The sequence below is a fragment of the Bacillus sp. FSL W8-0183 genome, assembly GCF_038006825.1.
GTDB lineage: Bacteria > Bacillota > Bacilli > Bacillales > Bacillaceae > Bacillus > Bacillus altitudinis.
The window spans coordinates 1309656-1332184 of record NZ_JBBOVY010000001.1 but is presented as its reverse complement, the minus strand read 5'-3'; the positions used below and the strand labels follow the sequence as shown (position 1 = coordinate 1332184).

Annotated in this window: 21 protein-coding genes and 2 pseudogenes; 8 read left to right on the top strand and 15 right to left on the bottom strand. The window is 37.5% G+C overall.

Features of this window, described 5'->3' with window-relative positions; all coding sequences use genetic code 11:
- Positions 1-31: 31 nt before the first annotated feature.
- From hag (NSQ64_RS06980) to NSQ64_RS06955, 4 genes and pseudogenes are all read right to left on the bottom strand, one after another.
- Positions 32-853 (bottom strand): flagellin Hag, encoded by an 822-nt coding sequence (gene hag, locus NSQ64_RS06980; protein WP_024719584.1) that lies wholly within the window; start codon positions 851-853, stop codon positions 32-34.
- Positions 854-1140: 287 nt separating this feature from the next.
- Positions 1141-2046, bottom strand: coding sequence for a flagellin Hag (gene hag, locus NSQ64_RS06975; RefSeq protein ID WP_341015750.1), 906 nt, complete (start codon positions 2044-2046; stop codon positions 1141-1143).
- Between the two features lie 225 nt (positions 2047-2271).
- A pseudogene (locus NSQ64_RS20960) lies at positions 2272-3609 on the bottom strand (Kelch repeat-containing protein).
- Between the two features lie 60 nt (positions 3610-3669).
- Positions 3670-4284 (bottom strand): TetR/AcrR family transcriptional regulator, encoded by a 615-nt coding sequence (locus NSQ64_RS06955; protein WP_259254711.1) that lies wholly within the window; start codon positions 4282-4284, stop codon positions 3670-3672.
- A gap of 214 nt (positions 4285-4498) precedes the next feature.
- Here NSQ64_RS06955 and NSQ64_RS06950 point away from each other — a divergent pair, with 214 nt between their 5' ends.
- Positions 4499-5611, top strand: coding sequence for an NAD(P)-dependent alcohol dehydrogenase (locus tag NSQ64_RS06950; RefSeq protein WP_007498906.1), 1113 nt, complete (start codon positions 4499-4501; stop codon positions 5609-5611).
- Between the two features lie 77 nt (positions 5612-5688).
- On the opposite strand, the gene alr is transcribed toward NSQ64_RS06950, so the two are convergent.
- The 4 genes from alr to NSQ64_RS06930 all read right to left on the bottom strand — a co-directional run bounded on the left by alr (position 5689) and on the right by NSQ64_RS06930 (position 10253).
- Complete coding sequence (gene alr / locus NSQ64_RS06945; protein ID WP_341015738.1) at positions 5689-6870, bottom strand: alanine racemase; 1182 nt, start codon at positions 6868-6870, stop codon at positions 5689-5691.
- A gap of 340 nt (positions 6871-7210) precedes the next feature.
- A complete protein-coding gene (locus NSQ64_RS06940) occupies positions 7211-7513 on the bottom strand; it encodes a hypothetical protein (RefSeq protein WP_052472189.1) in 303 nt (100 codons plus the stop codon).
- 1097 nt (positions 7514-8610) lie between these two features.
- Entirely contained in the window at positions 8611-9030 is a 420-nt protein-coding gene (locus tag NSQ64_RS06935) for a GNAT family N-acetyltransferase (RefSeq protein ID WP_341018254.1), read from the bottom strand.
- A gap of 62 nt (positions 9031-9092) precedes the next feature.
- Positions 9093-10253, bottom strand: coding sequence for an MFS transporter (locus NSQ64_RS06930; protein WP_341018252.1), 1161 nt, complete (start codon positions 10251-10253; stop codon positions 9093-9095).
- Between the two features lie 112 nt (positions 10254-10365).
- Here NSQ64_RS06930 and NSQ64_RS06925 point away from each other — a divergent pair, with 112 nt between their 5' ends.
- The 4 genes from NSQ64_RS06925 to NSQ64_RS06910 all read left to right on the top strand — a co-directional run bounded on the left by NSQ64_RS06925 (position 10366) and on the right by NSQ64_RS06910 (position 13605).
- Complete coding sequence (locus NSQ64_RS06925) at positions 10366-11271, top strand: LysR family transcriptional regulator (protein WP_341015735.1); 906 nt, start codon at positions 10366-10368, stop codon at positions 11269-11271.
- Positions 11272-11287: 16 nt separating this feature from the next.
- On the top strand, positions 11288-11851 hold the full coding sequence (locus NSQ64_RS06920; RefSeq protein WP_268381680.1) for a GNAT family N-acetyltransferase: 564 nt from the start codon (positions 11288-11290) through the stop codon (positions 11849-11851).
- A 156-nt stretch (positions 11852-12007) separates the two neighbouring features.
- A complete protein-coding gene (locus NSQ64_RS06915) occupies positions 12008-12706 on the top strand; it encodes an aspartate/glutamate racemase family protein (protein ID WP_341015731.1) in 699 nt (232 codons plus the stop codon).
- Positions 12707-12729: 23 nt separating this feature from the next.
- Entirely contained in the window at positions 12730-13605 is an 876-nt protein-coding gene (locus NSQ64_RS06910) for a LysR family transcriptional regulator (RefSeq protein ID WP_024720161.1), read from the top strand.
- Positions 13606-13638: 33 nt separating this feature from the next.
- Here NSQ64_RS06910 and NSQ64_RS06905 read toward each other — a convergent pair whose 3' ends face one another.
- The 6 genes and pseudogenes from NSQ64_RS06905 to NSQ64_RS06880 form a co-directional block, all read right to left on the bottom strand.
- Complete coding sequence (locus NSQ64_RS06905; RefSeq protein ID WP_268381682.1) at positions 13639-14469, bottom strand: SMI1/KNR4 family protein; 831 nt, start codon at positions 14467-14469, stop codon at positions 13639-13641.
- Positions 14470-14579: 110 nt separating this feature from the next.
- Positions 14580-14753 carry a RapH phosphatase inhibitor gene (locus NSQ64_RS06900; RefSeq protein WP_268381683.1) on the bottom strand — a complete coding sequence of 58 codons (174 nt, stop codon included), beginning with the start codon at positions 14751-14753 and terminating at the stop codon, positions 14580-14582.
- A pseudogene (locus NSQ64_RS06895) lies at positions 14743-15861 on the bottom strand (Rap family tetratricopeptide repeat protein). The gene NSQ64_RS06900 and the pseudogene NSQ64_RS06895 overlap by 11 nt, the downstream one beginning before the upstream one ends.
- A gap of 206 nt (positions 15862-16067) precedes the next feature.
- Complete coding sequence (catA, locus tag NSQ64_RS06890) at positions 16068-16730, bottom strand: type A chloramphenicol O-acetyltransferase (RefSeq protein ID WP_268381684.1); 663 nt, start codon at positions 16728-16730, stop codon at positions 16068-16070.
- Between the two features lie 127 nt (positions 16731-16857).
- Complete coding sequence (locus NSQ64_RS06885) at positions 16858-17688, bottom strand: sialate O-acetylesterase (protein WP_268381685.1); 831 nt, start codon at positions 17686-17688, stop codon at positions 16858-16860.
- Positions 17689-17807: 119 nt separating this feature from the next.
- Positions 17808-18722, bottom strand: coding sequence for a LysR family transcriptional regulator (locus NSQ64_RS06880; protein WP_024720155.1), 915 nt, complete (start codon positions 18720-18722; stop codon positions 17808-17810).
- 287 nt (positions 18723-19009) lie between these two features.
- On the opposite strand from NSQ64_RS06880, the gene NSQ64_RS06875 reads away from it, so the two are divergent.
- The 3 genes from NSQ64_RS06875 (at position 19010) to NSQ64_RS06865 (ending at position 21831) form a co-directional block, all read left to right on the top strand.
- On the top strand, positions 19010-19807 hold the full coding sequence (locus NSQ64_RS06875; protein WP_039168825.1) for a dihydrodipicolinate synthase family protein: 798 nt from the start codon (positions 19010-19012) through the stop codon (positions 19805-19807).
- Positions 19808-19894: 87 nt separating this feature from the next.
- Complete coding sequence (locus NSQ64_RS06870; protein ID WP_341015726.1) at positions 19895-21118, top strand: CynX/NimT family MFS transporter; 1224 nt, start codon at positions 19895-19897, stop codon at positions 21116-21118.
- 524 nt (positions 21119-21642) lie between these two features.
- A complete protein-coding gene (locus NSQ64_RS06865; RefSeq protein WP_268381687.1) occupies positions 21643-21831 on the top strand; it encodes a hypothetical protein in 189 nt (62 codons plus the stop codon).
- A 323-nt stretch (positions 21832-22154) separates the two neighbouring features.
- Here NSQ64_RS06865 and NSQ64_RS06860 read toward each other — a convergent pair whose 3' ends face one another.
- Positions 22155-22475 (bottom strand): hypothetical protein, encoded by a 321-nt coding sequence (locus NSQ64_RS06860; protein ID WP_341015724.1) that lies wholly within the window; start codon positions 22473-22475, stop codon positions 22155-22157.
- Positions 22476-22529 lie beyond the last annotated feature (54 nt).

Genomic DNA, 22529 nt, shown 5'->3' with positions numbered 1-22529 from the left:
ATAAAAAAAGCCCCTCAACGGGGGCTTTTAATTAACGTAATAATTGAAGTACGTTTTGTGGCTGTTGGTTCGCCTGTGCAAGCATTGCTTGAGAAGCTTGAGAAAGAATGTTGTTCTTCGTGAACTCACTCATTTCTTTCGCCATATCAACGTCACGAATACGAGACTCAGCAGCTGTTAAGTTTTCAGCAGAAGCGCTAAGGTTGTTGATTGTGTGCTCTAGACGGTTTTGGACTGCACCAAGTGATGAACGTTGTTTAGATACAGCGCCGATTGCCGCATCGATTTTTTCAATTTCAGTATCGAAATTGAAGCCATCAACACTTACATCAATATCTTTAACTGTTAATGTTTCTGCATCCATTTTACCAATTTCAACAATAATATGTTGTTCCTTGTTCGCACCAATTTGGAATTGGAATCCGTCTGTAACATCTCCATTTAAAAGGTTCTTTCCGTTAAATGCTGTGCGGCTTGAGATACCATCAATCTCTTCAACAAGTGCTTTAATCTCATCTTGAATCGCCGTTAAATCCTCAGTCTGCTGTGTACCTACGTTACCCGCTTGAACTGTCAATTCACGCATACGTTGAAGAATCGCATGTGTTTCAGTTAATGCACCTTCAGCTGTTTGAATAAGAGAAATACCATCTTGTGCGTTTTTAGATGCCATTTCTAATCCGCGGATTTGTCCACGCATTTTTTCAGAGATTGCAAGACCCGCTGCGTCATCTCCTGCACGATTGATACGAAGTCCAGAAGAAAGCTTCTCCATGTTCTTTTGCCCTGCTCCATTATTTGCAGACAAACGGTTCAGTGTGTTAAGTGCTGCGATATTGTGGTTAATTCTCATATTAAATGACCTCCATGTGTTTGAACCAATTAGACATCCATGTCCAAAAGTTCTAAATTAGAATTTTTTTGTAAGCCTTACAATCCATTTATCGAACTTTAATGGAATATGTTTAACAAAAAAGGAATAAATAAGGAAAAAGTCTTATTCATTATGATCGTTTCGCTAGAGTATGACAAATTTAAAGGTCATTTTTCATGATTTATCAGAGGGATTTAAGAATCATAAGACTGGAGAAAATGCGAAGAAAAAAGAGCATAAAAAAAGCCCCATCAAGGGGCCTTTCATTAACGTAGTAATTGAAGTACGTTTTGTGGCTGTTGGTTCGCTTGTGCAAGCATTGCTTGAGACGCTTGAGAAAGAATGTTGTTCTTAGTGAACTCACTCATTTCTTTCGCCATGTCAACGTCACGGATACGAGACTCAGCAGCTGTTAAGTTTTCACCAGAAGCACCAAGGTTGTTGATTGTGTGCTCTAGACGGTTTTGAACTGCACCAAGTTTAGAACGTTGATCTGAAACTTGTTTAATAGCACCATCAACGATGTCTAATTGTTGATCAAATGTAAGAGTTGGTGCAGCATCAGAAAATTGTTTTACATCAAGGTTAGATATAGCTTGACCAGCTACAAGATCGCCAGTAGTATCATCAATAGCACCTAGAGCATCAGAAGACATTGCTTCGATGTTAACATCTAATTTTTGTGCTTTGTTTGCACCAATTTGGAAAGTTAGAGTAGCTTTACCGTCAGCGAAATCGCCATTCAACAATTTTTTACCGTTAAATTCTGTACGGTCAGAGATACCATTCTTGTCAGATCCGTTACCAATTTCTTGAACTAGGTTAGCAATTTCTTCTTGGATAGCGCCCAGGTCTGTATCGTCTTGTGTTCCAGTGTTTCCAGCTTGAACAACAAGCTCACGTACACGTTGAAGGATTGAGTGAGTTTCAGTCAATGCACCTTCAGCTATTTGAATAAGAGAGATACCGTCTTGCGCGTTTTTAGTAGCCATTTCTAATCCGCGGATTTGTCCACGCATTTTTTCAGAGATTGCAAGACCTGCTGCGTCATCTCCTGCACGGTTGATTTTAAGACCAGAAGAAAGTTTCTCCATGTTCTTTTGGCTTGCACCGTTGTTTGCAGATAAACGGTTTAATGTGTTAAGTGCTGCGATATTGTGGTTAATTCTCATTTCCTATTACCTCCATGTAAGTGGGACCTGACAGACGTCCTTGTCTGAAAAAAGTCCTTTATTCTAGGGCTTAACAACCCTGACAATTTTATTATCGGACGTGGTTATAGGATGTTTAGCAGATTTTTAAAAAAATATCGTGTTTTTTTATGATCTTCATCCTAATTTTAACAATTAGGCAAAATATAAAAAGCTGCTAATCTATTATCAGCAGCTTTCATTTTATCAATATTGCTTGATATCAAACATTAAGATATTTTGGTACACGACATAATCTTTCTTACTTGTGAAAGGTCCTTTATTGTGTTCATTATTGATCTCATAAAAGTTCATTCCGATTCCAAAGCTTCTTTCTTTACACCAGTTAAGAAAATCGTTGATTTCTTTCATTGAGAGCAGTAATCCTTTTGTAACCCATTGATTCATGGTAATGGAAAGTATACCTTTCGCAGTTTCTTCTCCTGGTTTTGTTCCATCTTGGTCTTTCGGCTCTTCTGTTGTGCCATCACCTGGCTTTGTCCCATCTTGATCCTTTGGGTCTTCTTCTATCCCATCATCCGGCTTTGTTTCATCCTCAGTCACTTGTAAGTCTTTTAATGAAATAGAAATCACTGATCTGTAATCACTTTTTACAGAAAGATTTCTCATACTATAAGAGTAGTCACGTCCGCCAATGACATATAATTGATCATCAACAATTGTTGCAACAGCTGATACTCTTCCTTCTGGCAATTCATAAGCTGAATTTTTAAATTGACCATCCTGTGGATTGAAAATCTGAACTTTGTTTACCATATTTTTTCTAATTATCACCATATAATTGCCCACCAATAATAAAGAACTTACCGTTGTAAGTTTCATAGGAGGGTTCATATGTATAAGATGTCAATTGAACATCGATAAGCCTCTTCCAAGTATCTGTTGCAATATCATACTGAAACAAATTCTTTTCTCTACTATGACCGATCGAATTTTCGCCACCTGCAACATATATTTTTCCGTCAATTTCAGAAATGTCTCTCCCATTTCGAGAAGTCAAAACTGATGAATTCAGATTCTTCCATTCACCAGTAGTTTTATTGTAACAATAGACATTATTCGTATAAGTATTTCTTGAAGATACAATATATATATTCTCTTCCACCGCAACTGCGTGCAAAGTTCCCTTATTGTATAATTTAGGTACAGTATCCCTAGGTATTTGAATTGGTTCTTCAGCCCACTGATCAAGTTCTGTATCATATATATCAATTGTGTTATAAGCTGTTTTTGTCTCTTCGTTTATTCCACCTATTAGATATATTTTCTTACCTACTGTAGCATATGTACCGCCTGTTCTATTTCTCGGCATGCTCGTTTTTTCTTCCCAGATATCTTTCTTAGGGTCATACATAAATGTTTGATTATTTAACTTATTTTTTCACTTGCTCCACCAAATAAATAAATCTTTCCATCAACTACTCCTACACCAGCATTAATACATTCTTCCGGTAAGTCCGCTCGCTTCGTCCAACCATTTGTCTCAGCTGCATGAGCTTTTAACGGATGAATTGTGACCATCATAAATTCAGAGTGCACTTATTTCTATTAATATCATTCTACATATATCAATTTTATATGACATTACCTTTTCATAATCGCTTCTTCATCTTTCAATTGAATCATAAGTGAGGATTGAATATATAATAAATTGATAATGCGGCGTGCCATTTCTGAGGGAGATGCATTGTAGTCATTTCTGATCCATTCAATGATAAAACCAAAGATGCCGTATGAACGATACTGGACAAAATAACTGTCGTTGATTTCTTCATACTGATCACTCACAAATGACATTCTATTTTGGAAGATATATTGTATCTTCTTAAGCAATTGTTCTTGTATGTAGGGAATTCGGTCTTCCATCACTAATAAATCATAATAGTCGCGATTTTCGACGATATATTGAAATACATCGGTGCCCTCTGGTTTCATGCGAGTTAAATCCAACAGTGGATTTTCACGAGTTGGCTTACAAAATTCATATTCGAAATCTACCATTTCTCGGTGAATAACATCTGCTGCTAATTCATCTTTACTTTCATAATGCACATAAAACGTCGTCCGATTATAGTTTGCCTTTTCCACAATATCCTTCACTTTTACATGCGAATATCCTTTTTCTTTTACTAGTATTTTGAATGTTTGACGAAGTGTTTCTTTTGTTCGCTCAACACGGCGATCCTCTTTTTTGATCATGGGCCCCTCCTTTAGACACTTTTTAAAAAATGTTGATTAGAGATACATAAATTCATTTGTGTTGAAAACCTATACAAAAAAGATTTTTTGCTGATTGAAACGAAAAATCTTTCGTCCTACAATCAACTTAGTCATAAAGAAATGAATTTTTTGTGACATTTGATCTAACCTTTCTTCAGAATATCATACTATACAAAAAGTGAGGGCACATGATATGGAAATTCAAGCGATGGTCACAACAAATGAAAAAGATTTCGAGAAACAAACATTATTACTAGATGATCCAAAAGCAGATGAAGTGCTTGTCAAAATCGTTGCATCTGGCGTTTGTCATACGGATGCCACAGTATTAGATGGTACGCTTCCTGTCCCACGTCCTGCTTTATTAGGACATGAAGGCTCTGGCATTGTCGTAAAAGCAGGTTCTAATGTCACAACCGTTCAAGAAGGAGACCACGTTGTACTTGGTTTCGCTTATTGCGGTCATTGCCATAATTGTCTTGACGGGAACGCTGGTGGATGTGAAAACATGATTCCACTGAATTTTTCTGGTCGTAATAAACATAATGAAACGCCTATCCATACACATGATCATCAAGATGTATCACAATTTTTTGGTCAATCGTCATTTGGTACATATGCAACGGTTGATGAGAAAAATGTGGTGAAAGTAGACAAAGAAACTGATTTACGTTATTTAGGACCATTCGGCTGCGGCTTAATGACTGGGAGCGGTACTGTCTTAAATTCACTTGCTCCAGCTCCAGGTACAAGCTTTGTTGTGTTCGGTACAGGCGCTGTTGGTTTAAGTGGGTTAATGGCAGCAAAAATTGCAGGCTGTGATCCGATTATTGCCGTTGATATCCATGATAGCCGCCTTGAGCTAGCAAAAGAATTAGGTGCAACACATGTCATCAACAGTAAACATGAGAACCCAGCTGAAAAAGTGAAGGAAATCACAGAAGGAAAAGGGGCACATTACTCATTTGAAACAACTGGAGTACCAGAAGTCACGCTAGCTGCCCTTCACTGCCTGCGTGTCAAAGGAACTTGTGCAACAGTAGCAGTAGGAAAGCGCGATTTAACGTTTAATGTGACCAATGATCTCATGCTCAATGCGCTCACTTTAAAAGGTGTGATAGAAGGCGATGCCGTTCCTCAACTATTCATTCCTAAACTAGTCAAGTTCTTTAAAAATGGACAATTCCCAGTTGAGAAACTAGCAAAATTCTACGAATTAGAAGAGATTGAACAAGCTTTTGAAGATTCTAAAAATGGATCTACGATTAAACCAATTCTTATTTTAGATAAAGAGTATCGAGCTTAAGCCGAAATAAGACGTGAAACTCAAAATCCCCCTTGCCATATAAAGGGGCTTTTTGCAATTTCATGCTGTCCTTACTTTCACACATACATCACCGGCGTCGATATTTTAATAATCTTCCCGCCTCGACGATAAAACCTTGGAACACGGCGGCTTAATGTTGCAATGACTTCATAGTTAATCGTATTGAGCATTTCAGCAATTTCATCAACAGAAATTTCTCCGCCCTTTTGACGGCCATAAATGACGACTTCCTCGCCTTGCTTTGCTTTCATCTCTCCTAAGCTGATCATCGTCATATCCATTGTGACTCGGCCCGCAATTGGCATTCGTTCTCCGCGGAAAAGCATAAACCCTCGATTGGATAAAGCACGTGAGTACCCATCTGCATAACCAATCGGTATGGTCGCAATGACTTCGTCAGGCTTTGCCACATAGGTTGCCCCATAGCTGACCGTCCTAGGTTTTGTGACCATTTCTTTTACAAAAGCAATTCTTGCCTTTAAGCTTAGTGCTGGTTCCAATTGAACAGCGTCTAAGCTTTGAATATATTGCGATGGATACAATCCATAAAGTCCGACACCAAGCCGGATCATATCGGCGCTAAATTCAGGAAACGCAATCGAAGCAGCTGTATTGTTCATATGTACGGTTGGCAGTTTGATCCCTTCTTCTTTCAAAAACCGAAGAAAATCAATGAAGATGCTGTGCTGCAGCAACGTGAAATCAGGGTCAGGCTCATCCGCAGTGGAGAAATGCGTAAATATTCCATCCCACCTCAGGTTTTCACTCTTTTCAAGCGCCTTCACCACCGCTAACAGCTCTTCCTTTGTCCGTACACCTAATCGCCCCATCCCCGTGTCAACATTGACATGAATCCCAAGCCGGCGCTGGCTTTCTTCTTCCGCTAAGATCTCATTTGCTTGAGCAATCCAGTCTTCTCGAAGGCCGGAGAGATCAATTCTCCAGGCTGCGGCCCTTTTCACACAGTCGAGCGGTGTAAATCCAAGCACAAGAATAGGTGCTTCTATTTTTGCTCTTCGCAATACAATCCCTTCTTCTAAGCTAGCAACTGCAAGTTCTGTCGCACCGCTTTCTAGTGCCTGCCGCGCTACCTCCACTGAACCGTGTCCATAAGCATTCGCCTTCACGACAGCCATGATCTTACTTTTTCTTGGAATATGCGCTTGAATCGCTTCGATATTCCTTTTTATCGCATCAAGATTGACTTCGATCCAGACTTCCCGGCAGAGTTTTTTCATTTATCGTTCCTCCTCACAAAATGAGTGATTCTTATATCATTGTTCACTTTAACGTCTAGTCTATCTTTATTCATTTTTGAGTAAAACATTCAACCACAATGACTGTATCTCGACTTTGTTTTAGGCTGTTTATTAATATAAGAAAAAACATCACCCAGCAAAAGGCTGAATGATGTTTTTTCTTATTTGAGGATAACATTTTCTGTACGTCTTCAAATGAGAATGGTGTTAGCAATTTCATTGCATAAATCGATGATTCCCCTAGAAATCCCCCCTTGATTTAATACCAATGCATTCCAGCTATTAGGTTTATTAACACATGGCCGAAAATCTTTTATATTTAACCAGTGAACGTTACACTTTCAATTTTGTTCACATCTATCAAACTAGTGGCAGTACCTCCACCCGATGTTGGGTCATTAAAAAATACAATGCCCGTCGTTTGGTCATAAGTAACAAAACTACCCGGTCCATACAAATAACCTGAATCACCGACGATATCGAGAGCAGTACCTGGTGTAAGTCCGGCAAAAAGTCCATTAAATTTAGATGAACTTGTGGTAGGTGATTGGTTATGACCAAAACCTACACTTTGCGAGATGTTTAAACCAAGAGCCGATAAATCCTGTGTTATATTTACCACGATAATGCCTCCTTCTCTCTAATTTAATCTTGTATTCTGTACAGTCTATTCTCATCGAAATTTTTTGAATGAGCTTATAGTGGAGTTTTATGAAGAAAAATGAGACACGGAGGACTTTTTCATAAATAACAGTACGGTTTTCCAATCGATTTCATACGCAAAACAAATAGCTGTTTTTGTTCAAAATTTGGAGTATATCTTGAATGTCTGATTCATACTGGCTACACTCATTATTGATTTCGATTATCATTTTTAGCGATAAAAACATTGATAAAAGTGACAATTAAATAGAATACAGTTCCAAAAAACATACCGTTTAACAAGCTGATAACCAACATCTTACTTATTAAGACTACATAATAAGACGCCGCTGTCCCTGGAAACACAGCCATATTGAAAAGACTAATCATAAACGTTAAAGCAAAAAATATTGTGGAGACCCTTTGAAACATTTTTGATTTGAACATAGCCATTTTCATCACTCCTATGTATGATTTAAAAGAAATTTTCTCCTTATATGTACAATATATTTCATGATCAATACGACATTCATTACACATTTCATGATGCAAATGGATCTATATCATAGTTGTTCTAAAAAATGCCAATATGAGTATTCAATCAGCTCCATAGATAAAAAAAGCCCTTCACAGGGGATTTTTTAATTTAAGCAGAAAAACCAACCCTTGCCGTATAACCTCTCCTAGCTTCATCATGACTTGTTGTCACTTCAGATGTAAAATAACCAACAACACTTATGACACTGATCATCACGAACACTACCGATAAAGTTCTAAATTTCATATAGACAGTCCCTCTGCTTTACTTGTCTTGAAATGCTCGGATCGAGTCATTAAAGTGAACAATATTATCAAGCATCGATTTGATTACTTCTTTATACGCCTCGACATCAAGTACATTAAATCTTTGAATATGATAATACCATTCATTGATAAGCCGACATGAGATGAAAGTACTTCCTCCATCAGCCCTTTTCCCTATAATGACATATTTTATGAATTTTTTCGACACCAAAAACAAACTGCAAAAAACCCCTTGCAAAGGGGCTAAACCATAAAAAGTAGTGTCTATTATCTTTATTCATACACAAGAACCCAGTATTCCGCCCCTGGTTCTCCTTCTTCTACCACTGCCTTCCATCCTCTTTTTTGATAGAACGACAAAGCCTTGTGATTTTCAGAAACACATTTGAGGGTGACCGGTGTTCCCAGTACTTCTACAGCATGTTTAAGTAAAAGATCTCCAGCCCCTTGACCAGCTCCATCTGGATGGACAAACAAAAGATGAATAAAACGATCTGGTACGTAAAGTGAGATGAAACCAAGGATTTTATTGTTTTTCTCGACTAAAAAGATTTGTTCCTCTTTCGTATCCTGATCGAAATCGTGCAGATTTATTTCTTCCGTATGGAGCCAGTGAAAACTTTGCCGACGGGACTCGAAATAAATGTCTCTTAATTGAGGATAGTCGATCGTGTTTGCTTCGCGAATAAGGATGAAAATCCCTCCAGTTTCAAGCATCTTTTATAATAATTCGCTGGTGCCAGCTGAATAGCAAATTATGAGCTGGATCCTTCTTCACGTTTTCCCCCTAACTTCATAGATAACTGCACGCCAATCATCAGCATCACGATGGCGAGCATTGCGAAAATAGCAGCTTGAAAATGTCCGCTGATATCGAAAATCAAACCGATTAAAAATGGACCAAATCCTCCCATGATGTACCCGCCCATCTGCGACATCGCTGACCATGTACCGGCTTCTTCTGGCGTACGCGTTTCAATAATAGGCAGCATAAGCGCCAAAGGAAATAATCCACCTGCTCCAATCCCTAGAAAAATAACAGCTGGCAGGATCGGCATTGGCAGTAGAAGGAATAGGAGGCCAATCAGCTCTGACAAACTGCATAAGATCAGAAATAATTTCGGCTTTCCTAGACGATTGACGATGTTTGGAACGAGTAATGCCACCGGAATCTGAATGAGTGTAAATATCGTAAGCAACATGGCGGCATACTGTGGACTATTCCCAAAATCAAGCGCAATGGGTGTAATCCACGCTGTTAACGAATAGAACATGCTAGACATAAAGCCAAAGAACAAGGTGAATTGAATGGCTTTTTTGTTTCGCAGCGGTAATCTCAGCGGCACGTCTGCAAGATCCGCTTGTTGGTTTTGACGAGCTAGACCGAGCCATAAAATCAGTGCAATAACGCCTAAAACCGCCCAGCAGGATAACGCAAGTGGAAGGTTATGCTCACTGCGAAGGTAAATCGGAATGGTCAAGCCCGAAGCAAGTGCAGCTCCAACTGTCATCGATATAGAGTACACACTGACAATCCCAGGACTTTTCGGGAAATACTTTTTAATAAAACTAGACAACAATGGTCCGGCAAAACTAATTCCAACTCCTCCTGCAAAAGCAGTCGTAAGAAGGATGGTAACCGTTTGACTTGTACCACGCAGTCCAGTCGCAATTGTGATAAGAAAAATCGAGAAAAAAAGAGTTCTCTCTAATCCAAACCGGCGGCTTAGTTTCGTTGCTACAGGGGCAAACACTCCCATGCACAAGACCGGCAAAGTGGTTAAAAGACTTGCCGTGAGTGCACTAACGCCAAGGTCTGATTGAATCATGCTCATCATAGAAGCTACGGATGTAATGATTGGGCGCAAGTTTAAGGCAGCTAAAAATAAAGCAGCTAAATAAAATATTTTTTTTATCAATACTCTTCTTCCTCTCTCATCTTGTTGAGGTTACTATGAGTATAAATCCGCTTCATTCATTGATCAATACAATAATTCGTATTATGATGATAGGAAAATACTATCATTAATGAAAGGATGGCATATGGATACTCGTCACATTACCTATTTTATGGCTGTATTCGATCATTTACATTTCACAAAGGCTGCAGAGCAACTAGGTATATCACAGCCTACATTAAGCCAACAGATTCAGCTGCTTGAAGCTGAAGTTGGGATGCCGCTTTTTGACCGAATCGGTAAAAAAGTAGTTGCAACTGAAGCTGGTACGCTCCTTTATCAATATGGCATGAAAATGCTTCAGGCTGAACGAGATGCAAAAAATGCTATGAAAGAACTGTTATCTGAACAGCGGGGCACTGTTCGGCTTGCCGTCCTTCCCTCTGATCTTGACTTTCAGCTTGTTCCGCTTTTTGTAGAATTTAAAACGCTGTATCCAGAGATCAACCTAAAGGCTTTTTCGACCATCTTTGTTCGTGACGAGGTGCTCTCACATAAAGTCGATATCGGAATTGGGCTGCGCGGGCCTGCGGATAAACGACTGATTCAAATTCCTCTTGGCGATGAGCCCTACGAATTGTTTGTTCATTCAGACAGTGAACTGGCAAAAAGGCGTGAAGTGACGCTAAAAGAATTGACAGAGCATGCACTGGTCATGTATCCAAAAGGCTATCTAGGAAGAGATTTGGTCGATGACGTATGTAAAGAACACGGTTTTGAATTGGACACGGTCATGGATGTTGGATCTGCCACTTCACTATTGCAATTGGTTGAAGCCGGGATCGGTGCCACCATCCAGCCAAGAGGGCTGTTAAAGCAACATTCAGCATGGACTAATATTGTCTCTATCCCTATTTCTGCCCCTGCTCCTGTTCGGCATCTTGAATTAACGTATTATGCCGATCGATTTGTGACCAAAGCGCAAAAACAGCTATCTGAATGGCTAATAGACTTTTTCAAATCAAGAACAAATTAAAAAGTGAGGGTAACACATGAAGAATGCAAACAGCATATTTACAAGAACAAGCCGGGTTGTGATTCGTCAGTTTGATCAGCTGGATATTGAAGCATTTTATCAATACCGATCAAATCCCTCTATTGCCACATTTCAATCTTGGGAAAACTACACGCACGAAGACGCTGAATCATTTGTTCAACACCAAATGACGCAACAACCTAATCAACCAGGGACGTGGTTTCAATACGCGGTTGCCTTAACTGAATCCAATCAGCTGATAGGAGATTGCGCCATTCATACACTCGGCAGCGAGCCTAGAATCGTTGAAATAGGATTTACACTCGCGCCTGAATTTCAAGGAAAGGGCTATATTCATGAAGCCTTGAATTCAATGATCGAATATATTTTCACTACACTGAACAAGCATAAAATCATTGCCTTTACAGATGTAAGAAACGAAAAATCTATTCGAGTGCTGGAACGTTTAGACATGAGACGCGAAGGACATTTGCTACAAAATTATATGTCAAAAGGACATTGGGTCGATGAGTATCAATATGCGATTCTTCAATCCGAGTGGGACGCGAAGCGTCATTAATCATTTATTTCCTATTCAAAATCCCTAAATAAGCGCTTCAAAGAAGAAAATAAAAGGTGCTTTTGATCAACCTTCTATATACAAATAGAACTTTTCTATAACACTCACCATCCTTTCTTTTTTTATAATAGAAAAAAATGAAATGTGGTGATAGTGATGTCTACAACGATTGGGATTATGGGTGGTATGGGCCCTTTAGCGACGATTGATCTGATGAAAAAAATTATCTCTCATACACCAGCTATTAAAGATCAGGATCATCTCCATGTGATTGCTGATAATTATGCGCAAATCCCTGATAGAACCAATGCCATATTTGGGAAAGGCGAAGATCCTACAGAATATATGATTGCATCAGCTAAAAGATTAGAACGCGCAGGAGCGGACTTTATTCTGATTGCATGCAATACCGCTCACTTCTTTTTAGAAAACGTACAACAATCCATTCATATCCCTATCATGAATATGCCATTAGAAACCGCAAAGCACCTGAACAAACATCACTATACGTCTGTGGGCTTACTATGTACTGATGGCACATTAAAAACCCAGCTCTATCAAAAGGCTTGTGCCCATCACAAGATTGATGTCATGACTCCTAGTGAAAATCTTCAGAAAAACGTGATGAATGGGATTTATGCCGTGAAAGCAGGGAAATTGAGTAAAGGCGAAAGTGAACTGGTGTTAGCTGCAGAAATTTTAATCAATCAAGGAGCAGAAGCCATCATTGCCGGCTGTACAGAAATTCCTTTAGTTCTAAGGTCAACCAAAGCTGTGAAAGTGATTGACCCTACTGTCATTTTGGCGAAAGAAGCTGTAAAATTAGTGTATGAGCTTGAAAAGCTAAACATTTAAAGAACGTCATATAAGGGGATAACATGAATATTGAGAATATAGAAGCGTTTATTTATGTATGCCAGCTAGGCAGTATCAATAAAGCTGCAGAAGCACTGTATTTAACCCAGCCTTCTGTATCGGCACGTATTCAATCGTTAGAAAAAGAATTAGATCTGAAATTATTTGATAGACAGAGAAATAAACTATCTCTGACGGAAAAAGGTGAACAGTTTTACCCTCATGCCAAAAAGATTCTCCATTCTTATCAAGAAGCAAAGCATAGTCTTAAACAAACGATGATCCCTTATGAATTGACGATTGGATGCGCATCCTCTATTTCCAATAATCTATTGCCTAACATATTGCCCGCCCTAAAAGAAAAATACGAAAACCTGAAAGTGAAAATTGTAACAGGACATTCAAAGGATGTTGTCCAAAAAGTGATTAACAACCAAGTAGACTTTGGCATTGTCAGGACTGAAACACATCCTCAAATTGAATCCATCCCGATTTTCAGCGATCCAATCGGGCTGTTCGTCCCAACTCATCACCCGCTCGCCAGCCTAGACAACATCAATATGAAAGAACTAGAAGAACAACCTTTTATTTTCTTTGACTATGGGTCATTTGATTGGTTGATGCTCCACCGATTATTTCAAAAAAACAACATCACACCGAACATTTCCATTGAGGTTGATCATATGGAAACTGCAAAAAATTTAGTACTGCAAGGAATGGGACTATCGTTTCTTCCTCATCATTGTGTTAGAAATGAAGTAAAACAAGGAACATTAAAACAAATTTCTATCGATCCCTCTATCAATTTCAACATCAATATTGAGTTTATCTATAAAAAGGGAAAATCCAAATCCGTTTTCATTGATCAGCTCAAACAATTTTTTCATGAATTAGATTAAAAAAAGCCCTTTTTGGGGGCTTTTTTTCTTTCACTATCGTTTTTTCACTGGATGAATGTCCCCTCCCAAAAAGGCGATATTCGGATCTCCACTATTTTCTAGAAATTCAGCAATTACTTGCAGCTCTTGATTAATACGGTCATTCCTTGGCATATCTGGGTTTAACAGAAGGTTGGAGTGAATAGCAGTAGCTGTTTCATACAAGACATGTTGATCTTTTATCTGTTTGATGCACTGTTTCATGCGCAAGAAAAACCATGCGATCTCTTCAATGTCTTCCATCGGATAATGTGCCATTTTGAAGAGATTCTGCTGACGAAGGTCTCCTCTCTCAAAAATGTGTTCAAGCTCTTCTTTACTGATATATAAATCCGAAGCTTCCTCCTCAATCTCTATTACTTCAACCATGGCGTCGTCAGCTGTATATAACCGCTCAACAAATTCATCAAAACTATCTGCCAGCTTAAAATCTACTTCCAGCTCTAAATCAAAATAGTGAATAGGAGGATGTTCTTTCGTTTCTCGGTAATCCATGGCGATCCATGTATCTTCTTCTCCGCTGATGAAAATAAGTCCCTCGGGCAGCTCCAATTCATCACTTAACTGAGCGCTATTCATAATTCCATCATCTTTGGCGATTCCTCTTAGATGGTCGAATTGAACATGATCCTCTGCCCATGAATTCGGCCGTTCGGTTGGAAAAGCATTGCGAACTGTAAAACCACCATTCCATTCTAAAATGAGTTTTTTGTATGTATCAGGTAAAGTGACACCAAGTGTTCCCTCTGCTTCACGAATTTGTTCCTCATCTATCTTTTCAAACGTAAAAGGACTCTCTTCATCTTTCTCCCAGAATGATTTCAAAGTGGATGCCTCCTCGTATCTATCTGAGATAAGTATAACATTGGCCAACTGTTCATTTGCTCATTCTACTTCATAAAAAAACAGACTCTTAAAGTCTGTTTTAATCTTGTCTATGCGTTTTCAGAAGTTGAATTTCGATCAATCATAGTCGTGTTTCGATTTGATTTTTGTTCCTCCATTGTTGTATTCCGAATTGATTTTGTTTCAATGATTTTTAAAGTTTCTGCTGTTGAAACACTTAACAATACAATGGATAAAATGATTAGTAATTTTTTAATAATCATACAGACACTCTCCTTTTTGAATATCATTTTGAGCCTTAAGAGCCTTTCTGTAATATTCGGCAGCTTTTTCAAAGTCCCCTTTTTTTTCATAAAATAACCAAACACTTTGAGCAAATGCTTCCACATAGACATGTAGTTTCTTTTCTTCAAAAATATCAAACACTTCTTTCAAAGCTTGTTCATTAGTATCCATATAAATAGCTTTTAATGCTTTAAATAACAAGACACTTAGCGAATCATTTACCTTTAAGGAATATATAAGTCCATCTTCAACGAGCAGATCCGCTTCATCAGTTTGATTAGACTTGTACAGCGACCAACACAAACTAAATAGAGTGATTGGCTTTATGTCACTTTTTTCCGAAGAAATAACATCTAACACTTCTTTATAATGCTTTATTGCCTTTGTATACTTTGATTGCCTATCATATGTATTACCAATATTTAATAATGTTTTTGCTACTAAACGTTGATCGTTTGCGCCCACAGCAATTAAATAAGCAGTCTTTAAATGTTGCAACGACTTTTCATATCTCATGAAATCATCATAATTTCCTGCAATGACAATTAGACTTTGAATTTGGCGAACTTTATACTGCTCATGTTCTTTATAAATATCTAGCGCCTTTATGATGTGATGCATAGACACATGCGTTTGTTTCATAATATAGTAGGCCTCAGCCACCTTGAAGTGAAACTCCGCTTGCTCAATATCATCGACAACCAGTGCAAGCTGCCTTTCAATGATCTTGTAATATTGAATAGCCTGTACATATTCTTTCTTACTAAATTCATGCATTCCTCAAAAAAAAGCATTGTAATATTGCAACATACCGGAAAGTTGATGATTAGAATTCTCAATTTTATCAACCAAATCAGAAACAGAAGGCGATCGTTTTTCTGATGGTTTGATATAATCAAGCATAAGCTGGTGACGAAAGCACATCAATTGATAATAAATGAGTAAATCCTGATCTTCTTCCATCCGTTCAATTTCATGTTCTACCTCAGCTTTCAAAATCTCTGCATCAGGTACACTGAATTGCCGAATCATTTTATACCATTCATTGATTTTCACACCTACATGTGAAGAAAGAACTTTCTCCATCCCTTATCCCCCTTCCACTGAACTCCCTTATATGACATTTATTATCACATACAAGAATTTACAAAGCACCGAAAAGAAACCGAAAAAAGAACAAATATAGCCTTAGTAAACCTTTGGAACATTTTCATTCTCATCACAAAACAAAATGGCAGACTCATTTCAGTCTGCCTTCATCTTCTAGATTTCCATGAGAACACCTTTTGTCTTCAGGTAATTTGCATTGAATCATTTAACCACTCTTCACAATGTTCAATAAGCCATCTCATATATTCCACATATTGACCGACATGATAGCCATCACAAACAGCATGATGGACTTGAATCGCGACTGGCAAGGTGATTTTTTCTTCTTTCATCTTAAATTGACCTAACGTAATTATTGGTAGTAAATAAGTTATATCTGTAGATACATTAAGGTTAAAAGAAGTAAAATCAATCCACGGCAGACTTGAAATATTGAACATGTTTTCTGGCATATGAGGTTTCGGAAATAGGCTGCTGCTTTTGCTGTAAGTGTCCATGTCCGCTACACAGCTTTTATAAAACCGACCAAAGTTTTCGTCATAAGGCGTCCAAATACTTGAAAACGTCTTTGTTTCTTTATTTAAAATCGTATAACTAGGATGGAGAATCTCCCAGTAACCAAGTGCATCGTTCACTTGATCCATCCGAAATTCCGGTATTTTTTGCACAGCTCTTGCTAACAAATAAATTTGCACAGGATATACTTTTAGCCTTTTTTCTTTTAATATTGCATACAATTTCGTGATGTCTAGATCGATCACCAGACTATATGTGCATCGGGTTACCGTCATATAATGATGAAAGTGCTCTTTTCTCGGATAATTGTCATCTATTTGTTTAAACATTTTTTATCTCCTCCTGAATGTAATTGCTTGTATTCAGGAGGAAGCTTTATCTGTTTTTACCACCACAATCATCCTTTCAAAAGATATATCATGTTTCTGTCTATTCAAAGACTACCATGAGCTTTGCCTACGTTAAAGCCTGCAGCAACTCTTCGTAAGTTATCTTGCCCAACGTGAATTTTTCTAGTGCTATATATGTATTCTCCGCTGAGGTATTCATTCTATTATGACAGTCTTTCACTAGCTCATGTTCATTTGGTAATGGTTCATGTATATGTTCTGTTTTTCGAAATGCTTCATAGTATCTTATCCCAAATATTCTCTGGGACATCGCATTGATGTGAATTCCGTCCAGATTAGGTATAAGGCCTTTCGCAGTAACATAATAACAATTTTCATGATGATTTGCATATTTTTGTAGTACCTCATTGATCAGTTGATATTCCACACATCCTGAGCCAAATGCTGTCTTTCCTAAGAAATCGCCCAAACCACCTATCACAAGCGGAATGTTAGGGACAGATAATTCAGTTCTTAGCTCATGAAATAATCTTCGTATTTTTTCATCGTATTCTTTGTATTTTCCATCTTGGCTGTCACTTTCTCCTTGATGCCATAATATCCCGACTAATTCGCTATCTTCCTTTGCAAATGTAGCTTCATTTATTGCATGACGAAATAAAGCCCCATCTCGTGACCACTCATCAATAGAACTGCCACCTTCGGCACATGGGATAAGACCCATCTTCTCTCTCTCATGCTCTTTACACCAAGCCTCCGCAAAAGAAGCCGCTAGTCCTACGCCAGCTACCGGTCTATCAAAATGGATGGGCTCAGTCATCATTTGCCATCTACCATTTCTCAACATCATGATTCTTTCATTATAAATTGGCGGCACTTCATGCTTAAAGCCTCGACCCGCCATATTAGATTGTCCAATTAGTAAAAATGACTTCATACCTTTCCCCCCTCCGCTAAATATTTTATCAAAAATGTATTTGCCTGAACGTTATCAGTTTACCCTTGCTCTGTGATTTCTTGAATTTCAACACTCTCTTGAAATTCCCTTAAAAACTATTACTTCTTTCTCGACTCATAAACATAGTTCAAATCAAAAGCAATCTCTTTTAATATATCAATGAAAATGTGAATGGCTGCTCCTAGATGTTTGTCCTTCCTATAAACTATTCCTACACTTCTAATCAGATTAGCGTTCTTTATAGGAATAATCTTTAATTGAGGTTCGTTTAAGTATTCAAGATAAGGAGTCGGTAAGACCGTTATCCCTATGCCATCTACCACCATATTAATTAATGACTGCATAGTTGTTACTTCAAAAATAGGATTGGGTAGAAAACCAATATCTTTACAACTTTTGTTGATAAACTGTCTGATATAAAATTGCTCAGGAAACAAAATTGAAGCAGTTTCTTCTAATACTTCTAACCCCAACTTTTCACTTTGTGCCAGGGGATGTTTAACAGGTACTGCATAAGCCATATCTTCCGTGTATAAAGAGATTGTTTCAAATTCATCCCCTTTCATTGGTAAAAACACAATCCCTAAGTCCACTCTATTTTCTATTAAGTGTTTTTGAATATCCCCAGTACGGAGACCTAGTACAGAAATTTTCACAGCTGGATATTGCTGATGAAATTTAAATAATGCCGGTGGAATAAGGTAGTTCTCTACTGTTAGCAATGTCCCAATTGAGATTGATCCTCTTTGAAGCCCATTTAATTCATTAATCGATATTTTTGCTTGTTCAATTTCGTGAAAAATATTGCGAGTATATTTTAATAGGAGTTTTCCTGATTCAGTAAGAGTCGTTTTCTTACCAATACGATCAAACAAAGGTGTTCCAATTTCATGCTCTAAAAGTTTGATTTGCTGGCTCAAAGATGGTTGAGATATTCCAACCTTTTCTGCAGCTTTTGTAAAATGCAGTTCTTGACACATTGCATAAAAATACTCTAATTGTTTTAATTCCATTCTTCGACTCCTAATTAGAAATTTTCACAAGTACCAACTTTATGATTTTTGAATATCAACATCTAATATACATTATTATACAAATAAAACCATAGGTACAAACTATAGTTATTATATAAATAATTGAATTGTTCTATAAAAATAAGTGTCTTAGACTATTACATGAAGGCTAGACTTACATGCACAAAGAATTCCTTCAAACCATGTAAAGGAGGTCAGTCGATATAACGGGAACGAGTAACATTTTTTATACATGATAAAAATTTTAATGTTGGAGGTTAAAAATATTGAAGAATTTAAATGTAGCGATTCCAACCCCCTTTCATGAAGATGAAAGTCTGTACTTGGATGGATTTAAACCAATCGTTGAATATTTAGCTGAAAATGGTATTGATTCACTACTCGTATCTGCAACTACAGGTGAACAAAACTCAATGAGTATTGAAGAAAGGATACAAATTATTGACTTTTTTAATCAGCAAGACTTTAAACATGTTGAACTAATGTTTGGTGTATCAGCTACAACGACAAAAAATGCAATAAAATTGATTGAAAGTCTCGAGGATTCAGTTTTCGACTCGATTCTCATTCAATTTCCTCCTTATATCCGACCAACTCAGGAACAAGCGATATCTTACATGAATGAATTGTTAGAGCAAACCACAAAACATGTTGTTCTTTATAATAATCCTTTGCGCACGGGGTTTGAATTGAGCGCTGACTCATTTCACACTCTTGTGAATCAAAAACACTCTCATTTGGTTGGGATGAAAGAAGAGAGTGATGTTAGACGCCTGAAAAACACAACTTTACCAGATGACTTTATCATGTTCGCTGGAGGGGACGTAAACCTCATTGAAAAAATATTAAACGGATGTAACGGGCTTTCTAGTATGGTAGGAAATGTTTATCCAAAAGAGATTCAAACATTTTTTAGTGACTTAGTTGCAAATAAGCCTGTGAATCTTCAAAAAATAAATCAACTAATCGATGAGGTGACACGTGGACACGCGATTGTAAATATTAAAAACCATTACAATGCTTTAGGCATAAAGGTAGGTAGTTGTCGTTCTCCAATTCGATAAATATTATTTCATTGCAAGCAGATTCAAATCATTTCATCCAGATTGTCCCAATTCGTCATAAAAGATTTGGAGGAGTCTATAGCTGCCATGAGTATTCCGCAAACAGAGCAAAAGAAAAAATCGAGTATGCAGACAAATAAAAAGATATTAACTGTTGTTGGTGTTATTCTAATTGCAGCAAATCTAAGGGCCCCAATTACATCAGTCGGTCCAGTATTGTCTTCCATTCGTGATCATCTTGGTATCTCTAACACATTAGCTGGTACAATTCCTACAGCCATTTTACTCACATTCGCATTGTTTTCTCCTTTTGCCCCCAAGATCACTCGCCGTTTCAGCATGGAATTCACACTGTTTATGTCAATAGCATTATTATTCGTTGGAATTGGAATACGTTCTTTTGGTAGAGTGGACACGTTATTTATAGGAACCATTATAATCGGTTCTTCAGTCGCGATTTGTAATGTTTTATTACCTAGCTTCATTAAACATCATTTTGCAACCAAATTAGGTTTGATGACAGGCCTATATGCTGTTTCTATGAATTTATTTGGCGCTATTGGCTCAGGGATTAGCGCCCCCATTTCTTCATCATTGGGTTTCGGATGGTCAGGTTCCCTGGGTTGCTGGGGAATCTTAAATCTTCTTACCATGATATTTTGGGTACCAAAACTAAGGAACAACCAAGAATCTTTGGATTTTTTTCGAAAAGAGAATAAGAAAAGACCTATCAGTCTTTGGCGTTCTAAGCTAGCGTGGAATGTTACATTGTTTATGGGGACTCAGTCCTTCGTATTTTTCACAGTCATTTCATGGATACCTGAAATTCTTGAAACTAAAGGGTTAAATGCTAATGAAGGTGGATGGATGCTGTCATTGATGCAACTTTCAATGCTTCCTGTTACTTTTATTGTACCTATTTTAGCTGGACGTTTTAGCAAACAACAGATATTAGTATGGATTTCATTTCTCTTGCTTGTTGTTGGTTTAATGGGCATTTTATTTGGCGTGTCATTCCTTATACCTCTGTGGATGATAATGATTGGGATTGGCATTGGAATGGCCTTTAGCTTAGCCATGATGTTTTTTAGTTTACGCACCAAAGATACACAAGAAGCAGCAGAATTATCTGGTATGGCACAGTCTTTAGGCTATCTATTAGCAGCGATAGGACCTATTTTATTCGGCTGGTTACATGACATTACTTATCATTGGACTGTTCCTCTGTTCATGCTCATCTTCATTTCAGTCATTATTTTAATTACTGGTGTGAATTCTGGTAAGAACGTATATGTTACTTCTGCTAAATAAATGGTAACATTCATTAAGAATTTTTATGACACATGCATCGTAAAGGTTTTTGAGTTAGTAACTTCTTCCCCAATTCGTCCCTTTTCAAAAAAATAAAACAAATATCTGTTGTCAAAAAAACCCTTGCTAAGCAAGGTTTTTTTGATGATTCCGGCTAAACTCGATCCAGCAACCTCTCCCCTGTCAAGGACCGTTCAACCCCTATAACAAATAACCTATTTACTTCATTTTTTACAAATGATAACATCCATTAGAGATGGAAAACCAATATGCATACATATTCATTATGATAAAAACTTCAAAAGGTTTAATATTATCCACTGTTGCAGGAATTTCTTTTTTTATTCACACCTTCTGCAGAATCAAAATTCGAAACCATTCTAATCACTCTTGAACACTATACAGGCGCTCTTAAAGTGAATGGAAGTGAAAAGGCAGCATGTGGGTTGCTAGAACCATCATGTTGTTCGTTTTTTAAAATGAACTAAAACACAATGCTGAAACAATAAGGAGGTGCTTGGTTAGTGACACAGGAAAATAAGGCATCAAAAGGTTTGTTAATTACTTTACCCATCGCTATTATAGCTGTTGTCTTGATTTTAGGGAAAATTGATACACCTGTAACAAATATTTTATTTTATGTAGTAGCTTTCGGTGTAATGGGTTTAACTGTTTCAAGTTTAGTAAAAGACTACAAAAAAAAGAAAGATTGATGACTTGTCCGTAGGTGCTGGTTACAAAAATATGGTTTCATGATCTTAAACAAACTATGAAACTAATCTATTGTTAAGTGGCTCACCTATCGTATCTTAAATTGACCACACTGAAAAATGCAGTGTGGTTTTTAATTTTACTAATGTTTTCTTTTGCTTTAGAAATACAAAAGCCACTCTCGACTATCTCAAGAATGGCTCTGTATCAACATCTTTTCATATGATTCCGACTGGGTTCGAACTAGCGATCTCTCCCCGTCAAGGTGAATGACCTTATCCGAAGCCACCAGATGTTCTCTTAAAAAGATTGATTTAATAAGATTCTACGATGAGCCTTTCTGATAAAAAATGTGCATTTCTGAAGGAAACTGAAAGGGTTCGTCCCCAATCCGTCCCCATAAAAAACAGACGCTGCATGGTCTGTTTTCATTTTGCCTATACGTTTTGAGATGTGTTTCTAATACCTTTTGATCAGCAGCCGTAGCTTCTTCAAATCGACCTTGTTTCCCATACTCATCTGCATATACTATATAGCATGCTTCAGCATAAGCGAAACGCTGTTTCTGCTCTAAATACTGAAAGACCTCGGGCAACTGCTTCTCATTTATATTAATAAAATAAATCGGTTTATACCATTTTAACAAGTAGAAATATCTCATCCTTATTTTAATATTGGCTTACGTTAAACTTGTGAAAAA